18 protein-coding genes are annotated in these 19257 nt (G+C 62.2%); 8 read left to right on the plus strand and 10 right to left on the minus strand.

Annotated elements, in window-relative coordinates; all coding sequences use genetic code 11:
* Positions 1-351 precede the first annotated feature (351 nt).
* From M5B99_RS25485 to M5B99_RS25500, 4 genes are read right to left on the minus strand one after another with little or no spacing between them, the layout of a single operon-like run.
* On the minus strand, positions 352-1089 hold the full coding sequence (locus tag M5B99_RS25485) for an amino acid ABC transporter ATP-binding protein (RefSeq protein WP_248806652.1): 738 nt from the start codon (positions 1087-1089) through the stop codon (positions 352-354).
* Positions 1076-1726 (minus strand): amino acid ABC transporter permease, encoded by a 651-nt coding sequence (locus M5B99_RS25490; protein WP_248806689.1) that lies wholly within the window; start codon positions 1724-1726, stop codon positions 1076-1078. The genes M5B99_RS25485 and M5B99_RS25490 overlap by 14 nt, the downstream gene beginning before the upstream one ends.
* A complete protein-coding gene (locus M5B99_RS25495) occupies positions 1723-2388 on the minus strand; it encodes an amino acid ABC transporter permease (protein ID WP_248806653.1) in 666 nt (221 codons plus the stop codon). Before M5B99_RS25495 ends, M5B99_RS25490 begins: the two co-directional genes overlap by 4 nt.
* Positions 2389-2412: 24 nt before the next feature.
* Entirely contained in the window at positions 2413-3198 is a 786-nt protein-coding gene (locus M5B99_RS25500; RefSeq protein WP_248806654.1) for a transporter substrate-binding domain-containing protein, read from the minus strand.
* A gap of 252 nt (positions 3199-3450) precedes the next feature.
* Here M5B99_RS25500 and M5B99_RS25505 point away from each other — a divergent pair, with 252 nt between their 5' ends.
* The 5 genes from M5B99_RS25505 to M5B99_RS25525 all read left to right on the plus strand — a co-directional run bounded on the left by M5B99_RS25505 (position 3451) and on the right by M5B99_RS25525 (position 8763).
* Complete coding sequence (locus M5B99_RS25505; RefSeq protein WP_248806655.1) at positions 3451-4152, plus strand: FadR/GntR family transcriptional regulator; 702 nt, start codon at positions 3451-3453, stop codon at positions 4150-4152.
* Between the two features lie 214 nt (positions 4153-4366).
* The gene (trxA, locus tag M5B99_RS25510) at positions 4367-4696 is read left to right on the plus strand and encodes a thioredoxin TrxA (protein ID WP_248795011.1); all 330 of its coding nucleotides are present in this window, start codon (positions 4367-4369) and stop codon (positions 4694-4696) included.
* A 244-nt stretch (positions 4697-4940) separates the two neighbouring features.
* Positions 4941-6200 (plus strand): transcription termination factor Rho, encoded by a 1260-nt coding sequence (gene rho / locus M5B99_RS25515; RefSeq protein WP_100942095.1) that lies wholly within the window; start codon positions 4941-4943, stop codon positions 6198-6200.
* 128 nt (positions 6201-6328) lie between these two features.
* Positions 6329-7795: a 4-hydroxy-3-polyprenylbenzoate decarboxylase gene (gene ubiD / locus M5B99_RS25520; RefSeq protein WP_248806656.1), complete on the plus strand. Its 1467-nt coding sequence runs from the start codon at positions 6329-6331 to the stop codon at positions 7793-7795.
* Positions 7795-8763 (plus strand): CDP-6-deoxy-delta-3,4-glucoseen reductase, encoded by a 969-nt coding sequence (locus M5B99_RS25525; protein ID WP_248806657.1) that lies wholly within the window; start codon positions 7795-7797, stop codon positions 8761-8763. Before ubiD ends, M5B99_RS25525 begins: the two co-directional genes overlap by 1 nt.
* Before the next feature lie 188 nt (positions 8764-8951).
* Here the strand turns inward: M5B99_RS25525 and M5B99_RS25530 are convergent, their stop codons facing one another.
* Complete coding sequence (locus M5B99_RS25530; RefSeq protein WP_248806658.1) at positions 8952-9434, minus strand: sn-glycerol-3-phosphate transporter; 483 nt, start codon at positions 9432-9434, stop codon at positions 8952-8954.
* 342 nt (positions 9435-9776) lie between these two features.
* On the opposite strand from M5B99_RS25530, the gene M5B99_RS25535 reads away from it, so the two are divergent.
* Both M5B99_RS25535 and M5B99_RS25540 read left to right on the plus strand, forming a co-directional pair.
* On the plus strand, positions 9777-10424 hold the full coding sequence (locus M5B99_RS25535; protein ID WP_248806659.1) for a gamma-glutamylcyclotransferase: 648 nt from the start codon (positions 9777-9779) through the stop codon (positions 10422-10424).
* 393 nt (positions 10425-10817) lie between these two features.
* On the plus strand, positions 10818-11903 hold the full coding sequence (locus M5B99_RS25540) for a CyaA/EF/ExoY family adenylyl cyclase toxin (RefSeq protein WP_248806660.1): 1086 nt from the start codon (positions 10818-10820) through the stop codon (positions 11901-11903).
* An 18-nt stretch (positions 11904-11921) separates the two neighbouring features.
* Here M5B99_RS25540 and M5B99_RS25545 read toward each other — a convergent pair whose 3' ends face one another.
* Both M5B99_RS25545 and M5B99_RS25550 read right to left on the minus strand, forming a co-directional pair.
* Complete coding sequence (locus M5B99_RS25545; RefSeq protein ID WP_248806661.1) at positions 11922-12515, minus strand: flagellar basal body-associated protein FliL; 594 nt, start codon at positions 12513-12515, stop codon at positions 11922-11924.
* Between the two features lie 110 nt (positions 12516-12625).
* A complete protein-coding gene (locus M5B99_RS25550; protein ID WP_248806662.1) occupies positions 12626-13603 on the minus strand; it encodes an NADPH:quinone oxidoreductase family protein in 978 nt (325 codons plus the stop codon).
* A 124-nt stretch (positions 13604-13727) separates the two neighbouring features.
* Here M5B99_RS25550 and M5B99_RS25555 point away from each other — a divergent pair, with 124 nt between their 5' ends.
* Positions 13728-14177 carry a flagellar basal body-associated protein FliL gene (locus M5B99_RS25555; RefSeq protein WP_248806663.1) on the plus strand — a complete coding sequence of 150 codons (450 nt, stop codon included), beginning with the start codon at positions 13728-13730 and terminating at the stop codon, positions 14175-14177.
* A gap of 187 nt (positions 14178-14364) precedes the next feature.
* On the opposite strand, the gene M5B99_RS25560 is transcribed toward M5B99_RS25555, so the two are convergent.
* From M5B99_RS25560 to M5B99_RS25570, 3 genes are read right to left on the minus strand one after another with little or no spacing between them, the layout of a single operon-like run.
* A complete protein-coding gene (locus M5B99_RS25560; protein ID WP_248806664.1) occupies positions 14365-15483 on the minus strand; it encodes an ABC transporter permease in 1119 nt (372 codons plus the stop codon).
* Positions 15483-18206: a ribosome-associated ATPase/putative transporter RbbA gene (gene rbbA / locus M5B99_RS25565; protein WP_248806665.1), complete on the minus strand. Its 2724-nt coding sequence runs from the start codon at positions 18204-18206 to the stop codon at positions 15483-15485. Before rbbA ends, M5B99_RS25560 begins: the two co-directional genes overlap by 1 nt.
* Positions 18203-19168, minus strand: a complete 966-nt coding sequence (locus tag M5B99_RS25570) for an HlyD family secretion protein (protein ID WP_248806666.1) — start codon at positions 19166-19168, stop codon at positions 18203-18205. The genes rbbA and M5B99_RS25570 overlap by 4 nt, the downstream gene beginning before the upstream one ends.
* Positions 19169-19257: the final 89 nt, after the last annotated feature.

Below are 19257 nucleotides of genomic sequence, written 5' to 3' on the forward strand. Positions count from 1 at the left end.
ATCCATGGCGGTAGACTCGGTCTAAACAGACCCGTGCCACCCCATCAATTCCTTTTGATAGCCAAGTAAAGAAAAAGTAGCGACACGTGCGGGTACTGCTTTCTTGCTCAGCACCATGCGTGATCTCAAACGCGCATTTCTAGCCCCCTAAACATCTCAGAGAAATTTCCGGCTAATTTAAAGAGGTGGCCTACAAATTCATCCAGTCGAACAAGGGATTGGCCCGATGTTTCCAATGCGATGTTTAAGTCCCGCGCAACAGGCATAAAAAATCCGGGGCCTTTGTCAGACTCCGGATTTTTCAGCTGTTCAAGGATTAATCAATCATTCTCAAGTGAACAACATTGCGCGTCAGGCCGGCTGTTCGACGCTGCCGATAAAATTCGCCAGCTCCGGCGTTTGCGGACGGGCAAACAGCGCCTTGGGGTCGCCCACTTCATGCACCTTGCCCTGGTGCATGAACACCAGCTTGTCGCCGACTTCCCGGGCGAAGCGCATTTCGTGGGTGACCATGATCAGGGTCATGCCTTCCTTCGCCAACTGGCGGACCACGCTGAGCACTTCATTGACCAGTTCCGGGTCCAGGGCCGAGGTGATTTCGTCGCACAGCAGCACCTTGGGCGACATCGCCAGGGCCCGGGCAATCGCCACGCGCTGCTGCTGGCCGCCGGACAGGCGCTCCGGGAAGGCGTCGAACTTTTCCCCCAGCCCGACCCGTTCGAGCATCTGCCGCGCCAGCTCGGCGGCCTTGGCCTTGGGCATTTTCTGCACCACCTGGGGCGCGAGCATGACGTTTTCGCCGACGCTCAGGTGCGGGAACAGGTTGAACTGCTGGAACACCATGCCCACCGTTTGCCGCAGGCTGCGCAAATCGGCGCGGGCGGCGTCCAGGTAGTGGCCGTCGACCTCGATCACCCCGTCGTTGATCGACTCCAGGCCGTTGAGGGTACGCAGCAGGGTGCTCTTGCCCGAGCCGCTGCGACCGATGATCGCCACCACCTGGCCTTCCTCGACACTGAGGTCGATGCCTTTGAGCACATGGTGATCGCCGTAGTACTTATGCAGGGCAGAAACTCTAAGAAGCGGCATGCAGTCTCCTTTCCAGGTAGCGCGCACTGAGGGACAGGGGGTAGCACAGCAGGAAATAACCGAGGGCTACCAGGCCATAGATCATGAAGGGTTCGAAAGTGGCATTGGCGAGCATGCCGCCGGTCTTGGTCAGTTCGGTGAAGCCGATGATCGAGGTCACGGCCGTGCCCTTGATCACCTGTACCGAAAAGCCCACGGTCGGCGCCACGGCAATGCGCAGCGCCTGGGGCAGGATCACATGGCGCAGTTGCTCATACGGGGTGAGGGCCAGGCTCGCCGAGGCTTCCCACTGGCCGCCTGGAATCGATTCGACGCAGCCGCGCCAGATCTCCGCCAGGTAGGCGCTGGTGAACAGCGTCAGGGCAATGGCCGCCGCCAGCCAGGGCGAGATATCCACCCCGAGCAAGGCCACGCCGAAAAACACCATGAACAGTTGCATCAGCAGCGGCGTGCCCTGGAACAGCTCGATATAGGCCCGGGCGAAACCCCGGGCAAAGCCGTTGTCGCTGATGCGCAGGACCATCACCAGCAGGCCGATCAGCCCGCCGCCGGCAAAGGCCGCCAGTGACAGGGCGATAGTCCATTGCAGGCCCACCAGCAGGTTGTCGAGGATGTCCCACAAGGTGAAATCCATCAGCGGTTCCTCGTGATGTAACGGCGCCCCAGCCAGTTCAGCAACTGGCGGATCAATAGCGCCATGACCAGGTAGATCAGGGTGGTCAGGGTGTAGGTTTCAAAGGCGCGGAAGTTGCGCGACTGGATGAAGTTGGCGGCGAAGCTCAGCTCCTCGGTGGCGATCTGCGAGCAGACCGCCGAGCCGAGCATGACGATGATGATCTGGCTGCTCAGGGCCGGCCAGACCTTGCCCAGCGCCGGCAGCAGGACCACATGGCGAAAGGTTTCGAAGCGGGTCATGGCCAGTGCCGCGGCGGCTTCCAGTTGTCCGCGGGGGATCGCCTGGATACCGGCGCGAATGATCTCCGTGGAATAAGCGCCGAGGTTGATCACCATTGCCAGTACAGCGGCCTGCCACTCGGAAATTTGCAGGCCGAGGGACGGCAGGCCGAAGAAAATGAAAAACAGCTGCACCAGGAACGGTGTGTTGCGGATCAATTCGACGTAGACGCCGAAGATCGCCGCGAAGGGGCGGATCTGCCAGGCCCTGACCACGGCCCCGACAATGCCCAGGCTGACCCCGAGCAAAGTGCCGATGGCGGTCAGCTCCAGGGTGAACAGGGCGCCGCGCAACAGCAGGTCGGCGTTGTGCAGCACCGGCAGGAAGTCGAACTGATAAGCCATGGAGCGGACCTCAGGCGAGCGCGATCAGAGATCGGCCGGAAGCGGTTGCTTGAGCCACAACTGGGCGTTCTTCTCCAGGCTGCCGTCGGTCTTGGCCGTGGCGAGGATCTGGTTCACTTTTTCCAGCAACGCCGGCTCGTTCTTGTTCACCCCGACGTAGACCGGCGAGTCCTTGAGCTTGACCTTCAGGGCGGGGATACGTTTCGGGTTGCGTTCGGCGATGGCGACCATCACCACGTTGCCGCTGGCGATCAGGTCGACCTGCTTGGCCAGGTAAGCGGCGATGGTGGTGTTGTTGTCCTCGAAGCGCTTGATGGTCACGCCCTCGGGCGCCACGGCGGTCAGCTCGATGTCCTCGATGGCGCCACGGGTGACGCTGATGGTCTTGCCCTTGAGATCACCCAGACCGTTGATCTTGGCGTCTGGCGGACCAAAGACCGCGAGGTAGAAGGGCGCGTAGGCACGGGAAAAGTCGATGACCTTCTCCCGCTCGGGGTTTTTACCGAGGCTGGAGATCACCAGGTCGACCTTGCCGGTGGTGAGGAACGGAATGCGGTTGGTGCTGTTGACCGGGGTCAGTTCCAGCTTGACCTTGAGTTGTTCGGCCAGCAGCTTCGCGGTGTCGATGTCCAGGCCGCGGGGTTTCATGTCCGGGCCCACCGAGCCGAACGGTGGGAAGTCCTGGGGCACGGCGACCTTGAGGGTGCCACGGGCGATGATGTCGTCCAGGCCATTGGCGTGGGCGGGGGCCTGACTCAGCATCAGGCTGGCCAGCAAGGCGGTGAGCAGGGTGCTGCGGCGTTTGGTCATGGCGTCTCTCCGAATCCAGAAGGGCGATCTCTGTCCGGGGCAGTGCACAGCCCATGCCACACTTGGCCGAAGCCGTGTCCCTGCTGGTATGGCTGGGTTTTTCATGGTCTTACTGGTCTGAACAGTTGCGCGGCTTTCGCACCCTTATCGAGCATGGGCTCGTGGCGCTGAACCAGTGCTGGGCGTGACTTGCCGGATCTTGCCAATAGCTTTACAACTAGCGTTTTCCCGGACCAACAGCTGAAAAAAACAATGAATTCGATCTCCCGCGCCGTCCCGGAAGTGGCGCTGCAAGCCATTCGCAAACTGATTGCCGACGAGGGGTTCGGCCCGGGCGACGTGCTGCCCTCGCAGCGCGACCTGGCGCTCCGGCTGGGGGTGAGTCGGGCGTCGCTGCGCGAGGCGCTGTCGTCCCTGAGTGCCCTGGGGGTGATCAGTGTGCAGCCGGGCAAGGGCGTGTTCGTGCAGGCGCCGGTGGAGTTGGCGCCGGCGGCCGGCGGCCTGGCGTGGCCGTTCGCGGCCCAGGCATCGGCGCAAGATATCTTCCAGTTGCGTTATGCCCTGGAGGGCTTTGCCGCCGGCCTGGCGGCGGTGACCTTGAGCGCCGATGAGCTGGATGCCTTGGAGGACAATGTCGAGGCCCTGCGGCTGGAACTCAAGGCCGGAGATTTCAACGCGGCCGCCCGGCTGGACTTCGATTTTCACCGGCGCATCCTGCTGGCCAGTGGCAACCAGGCCATGGTCGGCATCCTCAGCGCCAGCGCCGAGCTGTTCCTGGAAAGCCAGAAGCTGCCGTTCATCCGGGCGGAGCGGGCCATGGAAACCTGGCAGGAGCACCGCAAGATTCTCCGCGCCCTGGCGCGGCGCGCCTCGGGCCCGGCACAGAAGGCGATGCAGGAGCATGTGCGCAACGCGGCCCTGCGCACCGGCATTGTCTTCGTCACGCCCGGCTGATCGTCCCGACCGAGGCTGACACGGACCCTGTAGGAGCCAGGCTCCTGCAAGGCGCGGCGGTGCTCACGCGCGTGCATTTGTGCAGAAGAAATCGGATTGGGCTATACCCAAACTGATGATTTGTCATAGTTAGACTCAATCAACTGCGGCTTCCTGTACGTAGGAAGGCCAGCTATGATGAGCGACGTTTTTTGCTTACAACCTGGAGACTTCCATGAGCAGCGATCTGATCAAACACGTTAGCGACGCTAGCTTCGAGGCCGATGTAATCAAGGCCGAAGGCGCTGTACTGGTCGACTACTGGGCTGAATGGTGCGGTCCCTGCAAGATGATCGCCCCGGTCCTGGACGAGATTGCCACGACCTACCAAGGTAAACTGGTCGTCGCCAAACTGAACATCGACGAAAACCAGGAAACCCCGGCCAAGCATGGCGTGCGTGGTATCCCAACGCTGATGCTGTTCAAGAACGGCAACGTCGAAGCGACCAAGGTCGGCGCGCTGTCCAAGTCCCAGCTGACGGCTTTCCTCGACGCCCACCTGTAAGGTCGGCATCGTCAAAAAAGGCCCCGCAAATAGCGGGGCTTTTTTCGTTGTCAGGGGCTAGACGTCCAGAATTGCAGGTGTTACATTCGGCCCCGCACTGGTTTCTCCACTGCCCCCTGCAAGCCGTCGCCGACGCACTCCTTTTCGAACAAGTACGCGATCCTGTCGCCTTCTCTGCGGCGCGGCCTCATTAAGCCAAAAGCTTAATTTCTCCCCCCTCCATAAATGATTACGTCATTCCTATATGAATCTGACTGAACTCAAGCAAAAGCCGATTACCGAACTGCTCGAATTGGCCGAACAGATGGGCATAGAAAATATGGCCCGTTCGCGCAAGCAGGATGTGATTTTCTCCCTGCTGAAAAAGCACGCGAAAAGCGGCGAGGAAATCTCCGGTGATGGCGTGCTGGAGATCCTCCAGGACGGCTTCGGCTTCCTCCGCTCTTCGGATGCCTCCTACCTGGCCGGCCCGGACGACATCTACGTCTCGCCGAGCCAGATCCGCCGCTTCAACCTGCGCACCGGTGACACCATCGTCGGCAAGATCCGTCCGCCGAAGGAAGGCGAGCGTTATTTCGCTCTGCTCAAGGTCGACACGATCAACTTCGATCGTCCGGAAAACGCGAAGAACAAGATTCTCTTCGAGAACCTGACCCCGCTGTTCCCGACCGTACGCATGAAGATGGAAGCCGGCAACGGTTCCACCGAAGACCTCACCGGTCGTGTGATCGACCTCTGTGCACCGATCGGCAAAGGCCAGCGCGGCCTGATCGTGGCGCCGCCGAAAGCCGGCAAGACGATCATGCTGCAGAACATTGCGGCGAACATCACCCGCAACAACCCGGAAGTGCACCTGATCGTTCTGCTGATCGACGAGCGCCCGGAAGAAGTGACCGAAATGCAGCGCACCGTGCGCGGCGAAGTGGTCGCCTCGACGTTCGACGAGCCGCCAACCCGTCACGTGCAAGTGGCCGAAATGGTCATCGAGAAGGCCAAGCGCCTGGTCGAGCACAAGAAGGACGTGGTGATCCTGCTCGACTCCATCACCCGTCTGGCGCGTGCCTACAACACCGTGATCCCGAGCTCCGGCAAGGTCCTGACCGGTGGTGTCGATGCCCACGCCCTGGAGAAGCCAAAGCGTTTCTTCGGTGCCGCGCGTAACATCGAGGAAGGCGGTTCGCTGACCATCATCGCCACCGCGCTGGTTGAAACCGGCTCGAAGATGGACGAAGTGATCTACGAAGAGTTCAAGGGTACCGGCAACATGGAACTGCCCCTGGACCGCAAGATCGCTGAAAAGCGCGTCTTCCCGGCGATCAACATCAACCGTTCCGGCACCCGCCGCGAAGAGTTGCTGACTGCCGACGACGAGCTGCAGCGCATGTGGATCCTGCGCAAGCTGCTGCATCCGATGGATGAAGTCGCGGCCATCGAGTTCTTGATCGACAAGCTGAAACAGACCAAAACCAACGATGAGTTCTTCCTCTCGATGAAACGCAAGTAAGTCGAGCAGGGCCGCAAAAGCCGGGGAAACCCGGCTTTTTGCTGTCCGGGCGCTGTTCGATTGCGCGATATCGGGGCGAACCGGGTAAACTGCCCACCCCGAACGCCACGGATCTACGAGGCTCACGCATGCAGTATCGCGACTTGCGCGACTTTATCAGCGGCCTGGAACAGCGCGGCGAACTCAAGCGCATCCAGGTTCCAGTGTCGCCTATCCTGGAAATGACCGAGGTCTGCGATCGCACCCTGCGGGCCAAGGGACCGGCGCTGCTGTTCGAAAAGCCCAGCGGTTTTGATATTCCGGTGCTCGGCAACCTGTTCGGCACGCCCGAGCGCGTGGCCCTGGGCATGGGCGCCGAAGCGGTCAGCGAACTGCGGGAAATCGGCAAGTTGCTGGCCTTCCTCAAGGAGCCGGAGCCGCCCAAGGGACTCAAGGACGCCTGGTCCAAGCTGCCGATCTTCCGCAAGATCATTGCCATGGCACCGAAGGTGGTCAAGGACGCGCCCTGCCAGGAAATCATCATCGAAGGCGATGATGTCGACCTCGGCAAGTTGCCGGTCCAGCATTGCTGGCCGGGCGATGTCGCGCCGCTGATCACCTGGGGCCTGACGGTGACCAAAGGACCGAACAAGGACCGCCAGAACCTCGGCATCTATCGCCAGCAGGTGATCGCCCGCAACAAGGTGATCATGCGTTGGCTCAGCCACCGTGGCGGTGCGCTGGATTATCGCGAGTGGTGCGAGAAACACCCGGGCCAGCCGTTCCCGGTGTCCGTGGCCCTGGGCGCGGACCCGGCGACCATTCTCGGCGCGGTGACCCCGGTGCCGGACAGCCTCTCCGAATACGCTTTTGCCGGCTTGCTGCGGGGCAACCGTACCGAGCTGATCAAATGCCGCGGCAATGACCTGCAAGTGCCGGCTTCGGCGGAAATCGTTCTGGAGGGCGTGATTCATCCGGGCGAAATGGCCCCGGAAGGGCCGTATGGCGACCACACCGGCTATTACAACGAAGTCGACAGCTTCCCGGTGTTTACCGTGGAGCGCATCACCCACCGGATCAAGCCGATCTACCACAGCACCTACACTGGCCGGCCGCCGGATGAGCCGGCGATTCTCGGTGTGGCACTGAACGAAGTGTTCGTACCGATCCTGCAAAAGCAGTTCCCGGAAATCACCGACTTCTACCTGCCGCCGGAAGGTTGCTCGTACCGCATGGCCATCGTCACCATGAAGAAGTCGTATCCGGGCCACGCCAAGCGCGTCATGTTGGGCGTCTGGTCGTTTTTGCGACAGTTCATGTATACCAAGTTCGTTATCGTCACCGACGACGATATCAATGCCCGCGACTGGAACGACGTGATCTGGGCCATCACCACGCGCATGGACCCCAAGCGCGACACGGTGATGATCGATAACACGCCGATCGACTACCTCGACTTCGCCTCGCCGGTGTCCGGCCTGGGCTCGAAGATGGGGCTCGATGCCACGCACAAATGGCCCGGCGAGACCACGCGTGAGTGGGGCCGGGTGATCGTCAAGGATGAGGCCGTGACCCGACGGGTCGATGCCATTTGGAATCAGTTAGGAATAGATTGATGCGTGTGACCTTGCAGCCGTCCGGCGCCGTCCTTGAGATACGGCCCGGCGAGCGGATTCTCGACGGTGCCCGGCGCCTGGGCTATGACTGCCCGCAAAGCTGTCGCAACGGCAACTGCCATGTGTGCGCGGCGCTGCTGGTGGAAGGGCGGGTCGCGCAGGCCGGCGACGTGCGTGACCATGGCGAGTTCTACACCTGTATCGCCGAACCCCTGGAAGACTGTGTGCTGCTTTGGGATGGCGTGCTCGCGCAGGGGGAGCTGTCGGTGCGCAAACTGGCTTGCCAGTTGATCGAATGCGCCGAGATCGGCGGCGATGTCTGGCGTGTGCGCCTGCGCGCGCCGGCGGGCAAGCCGCCGCGTTATCACGCTGGCCAGTACCTGATGATCGAGCGCGACAACGGCGAGAAATCGGCGTTTTCCCTGGCCTCGGCACCGCACGCCGGACGTGATCTCGAGTTGCATGTGCTGGTGCGTGAGGCCAGCGCCCAGAGTTTGATCGAGCAGTTGCAGCGCAACGGCATGGCGCGGGTCGAGTTGCCGTTTGGCGATACCCACCTGGCCCAACTGCCCGATGGACCGCTGGTGCTGATCGCCGCGGGCACCGGCATGGCGCAGATGAACAGCCTGATCGAGCATTGCCGTTCCGCTGGCTTCCAGCACCCGGTGCACTTGTACTGGGGCGTGCGTCGGCCCGAGGATTTCTACACGCTGGAGCACTGGGACGAGTGGAAGCAGCTACCGAATCTGTTCCTGCACAAGGTGGTCAGCGATTTGTGTGGTTGGGAAGGGCGTTGCGGCATGCTGCATGAAGCGGTCCGCGAAGACATTGCCGACCTGTCGGGGGTGAGTGTCTATGCCAGCGGCTCGCCGGCGATGATTTATGCGACGCTGGATGCACTGGTGAACGCCGGGATGGATGCGCACCAGATGCGTGCCGATGTGTTTGCCTATGCGCCCAGGCCCTAACCCCGCAGTTGCTCCTGTACGGGTGACACCTTGTGGCGAGCGGGCTTACCCGCGCTGGGCTGCGAAGCAGCCCCGAAACCAGTGATCGAGGAGTATCAGGTAAAACGAGGTGTTAGCTTTTAGGGGCGCTTCGCGCCCCAACGGGGGCAAGCCCCCTCGCCACTGAGGCCCTCAAGACCGCTAAACCCTTAGAAACGCACCCCGGCGGTAAGCATCGCCGCATTAAAACCCAGCAACACCACCTCCGCCGCCACCGGCCCGTAATGGGTGCCGACGGAAGGAATGATCACCGGTGCAACGCCCAAGTGGTTCAGGGGGATCTTGTCGCGATATTCGCCTTTGTAACCCTGCAGCAAGCCACCTGTGACTTTCAGGTACACCGGATAATTGGTGCTCTCGAACCGCTTGCCGGCATAAGCGTAATACGAGCGTTGTCTGAACGAGTTGCGAAATGTCGCTGCCCCATAAAGAAACCCCGAAGCGTCATTGCGTTCCAGGCCGATCAGGTCCTGGTGATTGGTGTGGTCCGGGTCCGGTGAGAAATGCCGGGTGACGACGCTGGTCTGCAGGTACCAGAAGCCCTTGTCCGCACCGTTCGAATCGTTCGACGCCCAGACGGCGGGCGCCAGCAGGAACAGGCACAAGCCCCGAATAAGGAATGATTGCTTCATGGTCATTGGCCCCTGGTGAAACGTAGCGATTGAAGTAGGCGGCCGTTATACGTAAGTCGAAATCGGATTGTCAGACCGTGGCCTCTGAAGTGTATGTAGGGTTTTTCCCGTACGCGATGTTTAGCTTATCGTTATGCGATTTTAATATTTAATTTATTTGTTACGGGACATTAAGATATATAGCCGCCGGGCCGCTGGCCTCCATCGAGTCAGCAATGGCTACATCGATAACGGCGGCATCCTGACCTGCAGCACTTTTTCGCCGTACGGTTACAGCGGCGCGTTTTATTACGGTAAAGTGACTTACAACTGGTAATGATCAGGAACCCCACGCAATTTGTCATGACCGCTATCGATCCTGCGTTGTCGAGTTTGGCCTATCCGCCGCGCCTGGAGCTGGGGGCGCAACTGACCCACGAGCAACTGCTCTGCTCCATGCAGGCCACCATGGCCCGGCACAAGGGCGGACCGGTCTGGCTGTTCGCCTACGGCTCGTTGATCTGGCGTCCCGAGTGCTCCGCCGTGGAGCGGGTACGCGGGCGGGTTCATGGTTACCATCGGGGCTTGTACCTGTGGTCCCATGAGCACCGGGGTACGCCAGAGTTTCCGGGGCTGGTGTTCGGCCTGGACCGCGGCGGTTCCTGTAGCGGTTTTGCCTATCGCCTGCCGGACGATCAACTGGAAGCGTCGCTCTATGCCTTGTGGCAGCGGGAGATGCCGGTGCCGTCCTATCGACCGCACTGGCTCAATTGTCGCCTGGTCTCGGGGCAGACGGTTCAGGCGCTGGGCTTTGTGCTGGAGCGGCACCTGCCCAGTTATGCCGGCAACCTGCCGGACCATGTACTGAACCAGGTATTCGAAAGCGCCTGCGGGCGCTATGGCACCACCCGCGACTACGTCGAGCAGACCGCCAGCGCCTTGCGCAGCCACGCCATGCCGGATCGCAACCTGGAGGCGCGACTCAAGCGCTGCCGCTCGGCTTCTCACTAATACCAAGCACGCCACGAACCTGCAGGAGCCGGCTTGCCGGCGATGAGGCCGGTAAGTCCTGCATCGACTATCCGGCCGCCGTCGCCGGCAAACCGGCTCCCACAAGGGATCGTGTTCGCTTCGATGGATCGGTAAACCCATGTAACGCAGTGCGATCATGTCGATGATCGAGTGGCCGGCATAACTATTAAAAGAAGTAAGGGGAAATATACCTGGTTATTTTTATCGTCGTCAAAAGCGCTATTTGATATCGATGTGGCAGGCGTTATCGATGGGCTGGTTAATGTTTTATTGGGCGGTTTCGTGTTCAAGAATTGTTTCATTGTTCACGTTTATCCGTTTGCTGGGGCGGTGCTATAACAACTGATCTTTTGCGGTCGAGTGAAGTTATAGATGAAACTGAATATAACCCGTGGCCTGTCCGCCATTATCAGTACCGGTATGCCAATACAGCATGGTCGGGCCTTTCAGCGTGTGGCCGACGCTCACAACTGTGTCATTGCCGTGCGGGCCGTGGGGCCTTGTGCCACTGGTTTGTTGTTGGAAAGTTATGCCACCAAGGGGTTTCACAATAAAGCCAAAAGTTGCACCTGGGGGCCAATGGCCGGGTTTGTTCTGGCGGACCCGCGATTCACCAAGAACCCGGACTTCTCCAGTCAGCGAGAAGCACTGCAAGAGGCCGTGGACTTTGGCGCGGACGAAGCACCCTTGTATATTACCGATCACCGCCGTCAAGCGTTGGAGGGCCCGTTGAAGTGCATGACGTTGGTGGGTGGTAATCACCAGGAAATGCGTTATACGGCGCACGGACCGCTGGGCCTTTGCATGAACTTTATCTTGAAATATACAACTTCGGTTGCCGGCGCCAGGGGCGAGGGACTTTGGGGCGTGTTTTATGGGCCGCAAGAGCGCCGGTTGTCCAATAGCCTGACGGGTCTGAATCAGACGCCGGATCGGACAGACCTGCTCCCGGTCATGGCCATCGTCGATCCCGCTTGCCCGGAGGAGGTGCGCCCTACTTATCGGGCCGCGACCACCTGCGATTATGACCTGTGGGCGGTCTTTCCCGGACGCGCCAGCTATTCCCGTTCAGGGGCGGACCGGCGCAGGGTGCCGGGCAGTGATCGCTGGCGCTACGACGAGAGTTTTTTCGATCAGCATGAGGATCCGCATCGGGGCAACATGACGCCGCGTCTCAACCTGCTCCGAAAAGCCCTGAACGCAGCGGTTCGTTCGCAAGGCTATCAAGGCGGTGATGTGGTGCATCACAGCGACGAAGCGGGCCGGCCGCTGGTTTACGATATTGATTTTCCCTGCCTGTTCTTTACGCCCCATGAAGAGGCTTATTGCGCCCGGAGTGTGCAGGATCTGAAGCAGTTGCTCCGTCAGTTGAGCTTCGACTACGTGCTCGGTTTGAATCCGGGCTGGCATCGGCAGTTGGGGCTCACGATGAGCCCGAAAGGACACTACGAGGTCTAGTGTCGCTCCTTCTGCGTCTCAGCCGGGAAATGGCGGTTCCTGGACTTTCTCGCTGCGGGATTCGATCAGTTGCCCTTTATGGTCGAAGCGCAGCACGATCAGCCAGTCATACACCTCTTCCGGCCAGCGCTTGTACCCGGTGAGCTTCTTCGCATCGCCGCCGAAGGCTTCGATCAGATTGTCGATATGTCCGTGGTGCCAGGCGATCAGTACCACCGACGCGCTGTTGTCCTTGCCCAGGGACTTGACCAGCTTGTCGACTTCTTCGTCGGCATAAGGTTGTTCGATAGGCCGTTTCAGGTGCTGCGACAACGGCGTGAGGGTCAGGCGCGGGCGGTCGCTTTCCTTGCTGTCGCGGGTGGCGATCAGGCGTTGCGGGGTCAGTTGCGCGCCGTCCAGCGACAAGGGATCGAAGTAGCTGGCGTAGGCCTGGGCCCGATGTTCTCCGGCGGCACTGAGCCCGCGGCCCTGGTCGGGTTTCTCCGCGTGGCGGACGATCAGTACCGTGACGTCGCGCAGGCCGTCGTCCTTTTGGGCCATGGCCGGTGTGGCGAGGACCAGCGCGCAGAAGGCGAGTACACCGGGCAGCAGGGGCTGTAGCAGTTTGAGCATGGATTTGCCTCGATGGGACACAGGGGCGCGCCCGTCATGAGCGCGCCTCGATCAAGGGCAAAATATAACGGTATTCAGTCGTCTTGCCGGGTGAAACTGTTGTCAGGTGCTCAGCGCACCTGCACCACCACTTTGCCGACAGCCTTGCGCTGGGCCAGGTCGTTGATGGCCTGGCCGGCCAGCGCCAGTGGATAAGTCTGCGACACCAGCGGCTTCAATTTGCCCTCGGCGTACCAACTGAACAATTGCTGGAAGTTGGCGGCGTTGTCCTGGGGTTGGCGCTGAGCGAACGAGCCCCAGAACACCCCGACCACCGAGGCGCCCTTGAGCAGCGCCAGGTTCACCGGCAGCTCCGGGATGCGCCCACTGGCAAAACCCACCACCAGCAGGCGACCATTCCAGGCGATGGAGCGGATGGCCTGGTCGAACAGATCGCCGCCGACCGGATCGTAGATCACGTCGACGCCGTTGCCGTCGGTCAGGCGCTTGATTTCATCCTTGAGATTGTCCAGGCCATAGTTGATCAGCTCGTCGGCGCCGAGGGCCTTGGCCACCGCGAGTTTCTCGGCACTGCTGGCGGCGGCGATCACCCGGGCACCCATGGCCTTGCCGATTTCCACGGCGGCCAGGCCCACGCCTCCGGAGGCACCGAGCACCAGCAGGGTTTCCCCCGGCTGTAACTGCGCGCGCTGCTTGAGCGCGTGCATGGAGGTGCCATAGGTCATGCTGAAGGCGGCGGCGGTGGTGAAGTCCATGGCGGCGGGGATCGGCAGTACGTTATAGCCGGGTACTTTCACCTCTTCGGCAAAACTGCCCCAGCCGGTCAGGGCCATCACCCGGTCGCCGACCCTGAGGTGGTTGACCTTTTCACCCACCGCGGCGACCACACCGGCCGCCTCGCCACCCGGGGAAAACGGGAAGGGTGGCTTGAACTGGTACTTGCCCTCGATGATCAGCGTGTCCGGGAAGTTCACCCCGGCGGCGTGCACCTGCAAGAGGATCTCGTTCTTCGCGGGCACCGGGCTGGCGACCTCTTCCAGCACCAGCGTTTCGGCGGGGCCGAAGGCTTTGCAGAGCACGGCTTTCATCGGGCTATTCCTTTGGGAGTGATGGCCGATAAGTGTAGGTGTGTGAATAGAAGGGTCAACGAGCATGCCCCACCCTGATAGCCCGCCATAAGCTTTTTGCTTGGGCAGGGCGGTGCGGGTCGCTATGCTAGACCGTAAACCGGATAAGGAGCGAATTGTGAAAGCGTTGATCATGTTGATGTTGGCCCTGTCCCTGCCACTGGCGGCAGTGGCGGCGGAAGAAGCCAAGGAAGGGCAAGCGGCGGGCCCGAAAGTCAGCTATATCAGCCTGACGCCGCCGTTTGTCGGTAACTATGGCCTCGATGGCAGTCCGAAACTCAAGGTGTACAAGGCCGATGTGGCTCTGCGCGTGACCGGTGACGAGGCGGCCAAGGCGGTCAAGGCCAACGAGCCGTTGATCCGTAACCAACTGGTGGCACTGTTCGCCCAGCAGACCGTGGAGTCGATGAGCAATGTCGAAGCCAAGGAAAAGATGCGTCAGGAAGCGCTGAAGCAGGTTCAGCAGGTGATGAGCGATGAAACCGGCAAGCCGGTGATCGAAGACCTGCTGTTCAATAACCTGATCGTTCAGTAACGCTCAAGAGGCATACCGGGCCCCGTGTGGCGAGCGGGCTTGCCCGCGCCGGGGCGTGAAGCGGCCCTGAAACCGGCTATCTCGGTCTACCTGACACACCCATTTCTCCGGTTTTAGGGGGCTTCGCCCCCAGCGCGGGCAAGCCCGCTCGCCACAAGACCGTGCTCGGCTTTGGCTGAGTGGCAACTCAGGACGCCAGGCTCTTGCGAAACCGCGCCAGGGCAATCGAGAAGAACACCAGGCCGATAGTCGCCAGCGCCAGTACATCCGGCCAGACCACGCTGACCCCGGCATTGCGGAACAGGATCGCCGACGCCAGGCTGACGAAGTGTGTCGACGGCGAGCCCTGCATCACCCATTGCAGCCAGGTCGGCATGCTGTCCAGCGGCGTGCTGCCACCGGAGAGCAGGAGCATCGGGATGATCACCGGGATCGCCAGCAGGCCGAACTGTGGGGTCGAGCGGGCCAGGGTCGCGAGGAAAATCCCCAGCGCCGTGCTGGCGAACAGATAAAGCGCCGTCACCCCCAGGAACAACCCCATCGAGCCGGCCAACGGCACGCCCAGCGCGCCCTTGACGATCACCTCCAGCGACACCCAGGTGCAGATCACCACCACCAGCAGGTTGCTCCAGATTTTCGCCAGCATGATTTCCAGGGCCGTGAGCGGCAGCACCAACAGGTGATCCAGGGTGCCGTGCTCGCGTTCGCGCAGCAGTGCGGTGCCGGTGAGGATGATCGCCAGGATGGTGATGTTGTTGACGATCTGGATCACCGCCAGGAACCAGCCGCCCTCCAGGTTGGAGTTGAACAACGCCCGACTGGTCAGTAGCACCGGCGTCTGGCTCGCGGCGTCGGCCTGGCCGCCGTATTCGAGGAGTTCGCGTTGGAAGATCCGCCCGATATAGCCGGCGCCCATGAACGCCTGGCTCATGGCGGTGGCGTCGACGTTGACCTGAATGGTGGGTGAGCGGCCGGCCAGCAGGTCGCTCTGGAAGTTGGCCGGCACATTGATCACGAAGGTGTACTGGCCGCTGTCCAGAGCCGCGTCCAGGCGGTCGTAGGCCAGCGCCGCCGGGCGCTGGAATTCCGGTGGTTGCAGGGCATCGCCCAGTTTGCGCGACAGCGCGCTGTGGTCCTCGTCCACCAAGGCGACACTGGCGTTGTGCACGCCGATCACCGAACCGGCCGCGGGCATGTAGATCGCCACGCTGAAGGCATAGAACAGGAACAGCAGCAGGACGCTGTCATGCCGCAGGCTGGTCAGTTCCTTGATGCCGAGGCGCAGGATATGGGCGAGCTTGTGCATCAGGCCTCCTGCTTCTTGAGCATGATCAGGCTCAGGCCGGTAAAGGCGACGAAGAACCCGAACAACGCCAGGCACTGCGGCCACAGCTCGCGCAGGTCCAGGGCCTTGGTGAAGGTGCCGACGGCGATGTCGAGAAAGTGCCCGGCGGGGAACAGCATGCCCATCAACGCGGCACCGCCGTCCAGCGACGAGCGCGGTACGATCAATCCGGAAAACTGGATGGTCGGCAGGCTGGTGATGATCATGGTGCCGAGGATCGCGGCGATCTGGGTGCGGGTGAAGGCCGAGATCAGCAGGCCCATGCCGGTGGTCGCCAGCACATAGAGCACGCCACCCAGGGCCAGGGTCAGGCCGCTGCCCTTGAACGGCACGCCGAACAGCCAGCGGTTCATCGCCACCAGCAGGGCCAGGTTGATCAGGCTCACCACCAGGTAAGGTGCCTGCTTGCCCAACAGGAACTCCAGGCGGGTCAGGGGCGTGGCGTAGAAGTTGGTGATCGAACCGAGCTCTTTCTCGCGGACAATGCCCAGGGCGGTGAGCATCGCCGGGATAAACGCCAGGATCAGCGCCATGACGCCGGGGCCGATGGCATTCACGCTGACCACGTCCTGATTGTAGCGAAAGCGGGTTTCCAGCCGGGCGGCGGGGCGGGCGTCGTAGGCCGGGCTGCTTTGCGCCGCCAGTTGTTCGAGGTTGGCCTGGTGCACGGCCTCGACATAGTTGCGGCTGGTTTCGGCGCGGAACGGCATGCCGCCGTCCAGCCAGGCGGCGACCGTGGGTTGGCGCCCGGCATACAGGTCGCGGCCGAAGCCCGGGGGGATTTCCAGCGCCAGCTTGATCTCCGAACGTTGCAGGCGCTGGTGCAGTTGCGCGGCATCGCGGATCGGGGCTTTTTCTTCGAAGTAGCGCGAGCCGCGGAAGGCTTCCAGGTAGGCCCGGCTTTGCGGCGTCTGGTCCTGGTCATAGACGGCGAAGGCAAGGTTCTCCACGTCCAGCGAAATCCCGTAGCCGAAGATCACCATCATGAACAGCGATCCCAGCAGGGCGAAGGCCAGCCGCACCTTGTCGCGCAGCAGTTCCTTGCCTTCGCGGCTGGCCACGGCCAGCAGGCGTGCGGGGCTGAAGCCGGTCTTGTTCGGTGCCAGGCTGGACGCCGGCGGCGCCGTATCACCACTGCCGGCCTGCGTTTCCGGCGAACTGTCCTGCGCTTGCTCCAGGCAGCGGACAAACGCGGCCTCCAGGGTGTCGCCGTGGAACTGTCGTTGCAGGGCGTCCGGGGTGTCGCAGGCGAGCACCTGGCCGGCATGCATCAAGGAAATACGGTCGCAGCGCTGGGCTTCGTTCATGAAGTGGGTGGAGAGAAAGATCGTCACCCCCTGTTCCCGCGACAGTTCGATCAACAGGCGCCAGAAATCGTCCCGCGCCGCCGGATCGACGCCGGAGGTGGGTTCGTCGAGGATCAGCACTTCCGGGCGATGCAGCACCGCCACTGCCAGCGACAGGCGCTGGCGCAGGCCCAGGGGCAGGGCGCCGGACGGCTGGTCGGCGATCTCGCCGAGATTGAAGCGCTGGATCAGTTCTTCGATCCGTGTCGCGCTGTCGGCCTTGGGTAGGTCGAACAGGCGCGCGTGCAATTCAAGGTTCTGCCGGGTGCTGAGTTCGCCATACAGCGAGAAACTCTGGGACATGAAACCGACGCGCTTGCGGGTCGCCAGGTCCGCGGCGTCCACCGGTTTGCCGAGCAGCGTGGCGCTGCCTTCGCTGGCGGGCATCAGGCCGGTGAGAACCTTCATCGTGGTGGTCTTGCCGCAGCCGTTGGAACCGAGGAAACCGAAGATCTCGCCGCGGCCGATAGCGAAGCTGACCTTGTTCACCGCCGTGAAGTCGCCGAAGCGCAAGGTCAGTTCGTGGGCTTCGATGGCGATATCGGTTTGCTTGGCGTCCCGCGGCGGGATCACCAGGGGCTGGTTGTCGTGGCCGCTGTCGCCCTGGAAATGGGTGAAGGCGTCGTCGAGTTTGCCGCTCGCGGTGCTGGCGGCCAGTTCCTGGCTCAGGCCCGCGGCGATCAGGCGACCACGGTCGAGCATCAGGCAGTGCTCGAACTGTTCGGCTTCCTCCATATAGGCGGTCGCCACCAGCAGCGTCAGTTGCGGGCGCTGGCGGCGGAACTCATCCACCAGTTCCCAGAAGCGCCGCCGCGACAGCGGGTCGACGCCGGTGGTGGGCTCGTCGAGGATCAGCAGGTCGGGGTCGTGGATCAGCGCACAGCACAGGCCGAGCTTCTGCTTCATGCCGCCGGAGAGTTTGCCGGCCGGCCGCTCGCTGAAGTGCTCAAGGTCGGTGGCGCGCAGCAGGTTGTGCATGCGCAGGTCGCATTCGGCCTTGCCCAGCCCGAACAGGGTGGCGAAGAAACGGATGTTCTCGCTGATCGACAAGTCGGGGTAGAGGTTGCCGCCCAGGCCTTGGGGCATGAAGGCGATGCGCGGATATAGGCTGCTGCGGTGGCGGCGCTCGTCGATGGCGCCGCCAAGGACCTGCAACTGGCCTTGCTGGAGCTTCTTGACCCCGGCGATCAGCCCCAGAAGGCTGGATTTGCCGGCGCCATCCGGTCCGATCAGGCCGCAGCGGGTGCCGGCGGGCAGGCTGAACGTGATGTCGATCAGGGCCTGTTGCTCGCCGTAGCGATGCTGGATGCCACTGGCTTGCAGCGCCAGGTCGCTCATTTCAGATTGGCCGGCCAGTCCATGGGGCTTGTGCGCACGTAGCCGGCGCCGGGCATGCCGGGTTTGGCCTGGGGCACGGCGGCGGGCTCGCTCAGGCGCAGTTTGACCCGGAACACCAGTTTCTGCCGCTCGTCACGGGTCTCCACCTCCTTGGGAGTGAACTGCGACTTGGCGGCGACGAAGGCGACTTTCGCCGGCAGCGGGTGTTCGGGCAGGGCGTCGAGGACGACCCGGGCGTCGTCGCCCTGGGTCAGGCGACCGACCACGGAGGCGGGCAGGTAGAGGTTCATGTACTGGTCGTTGGGGTCGATCAGCAGCAACACCCGGCCACCGGCACCGAGGACTTCCCCGGGTTCGGCCAGGCGCAGTTGGATAATACCGTTGAGGGGGGCGCGCAGGCTGCTGTCATCTATTTCGCTGGTCAACTGGGCGACCTGGGCCTGGGCCGCACCGATGGCGGCGTTGGTGGCCGAGACCTGGGCCTTGGCGGCGGTCAGCGCGGCGCTGCTGGTATCGTAGCGGGCCTGTTGCTGGTCGATCACCTGGCCGCTGGCGAAACCGCGCTGGGCCAGTTCGCGAAAGCGCTTGAGCTCCTGGCCGGCGAGCAACAATTCGCTTTGGCGCAGTTGCACGTTGGCCTGGTTCGCCGCGAAGTTCTCACGGGCGCGCAGCACTTCGGCTTCAGCCTGGTTGCGCTGGGCTTCGAGGGTACGGGTGTCGATGCGGGCAAGCAGTTGGCCCTGGGTGACTTTGTCACCTTCGTTGACCAACACTTCGGCCAGCCGGCCCGGGGTTTTACTGGCGATCTGTACTTCGGTGGCTTCGAGGCGGCCGTTGCCCATGCCGAGGCCTTCGGGCAGGCGGTCGTGAAGGGATTTCCAGTAGCCGAAGCCACCGGCGGCGGCCAGCAGCACGAGCAGGGCGGCGGCGAAAAGACGGGAACTGTGTTGATTCATCGACATTACGGCATCCTGCGTCAGTAGCGTCCAATTTTGACCGGATACGCGGCGAAACCCGTTGATATTGGTCAAATGAACGGCAAGCCTAACCT

It is taken from the genome of Pseudomonas sp. MWU13-2100 (genome assembly GCF_023242365.1).
Lineage (GTDB): Bacteria > Pseudomonadota > Gammaproteobacteria > Pseudomonadales > Pseudomonadaceae > Aquipseudomonas.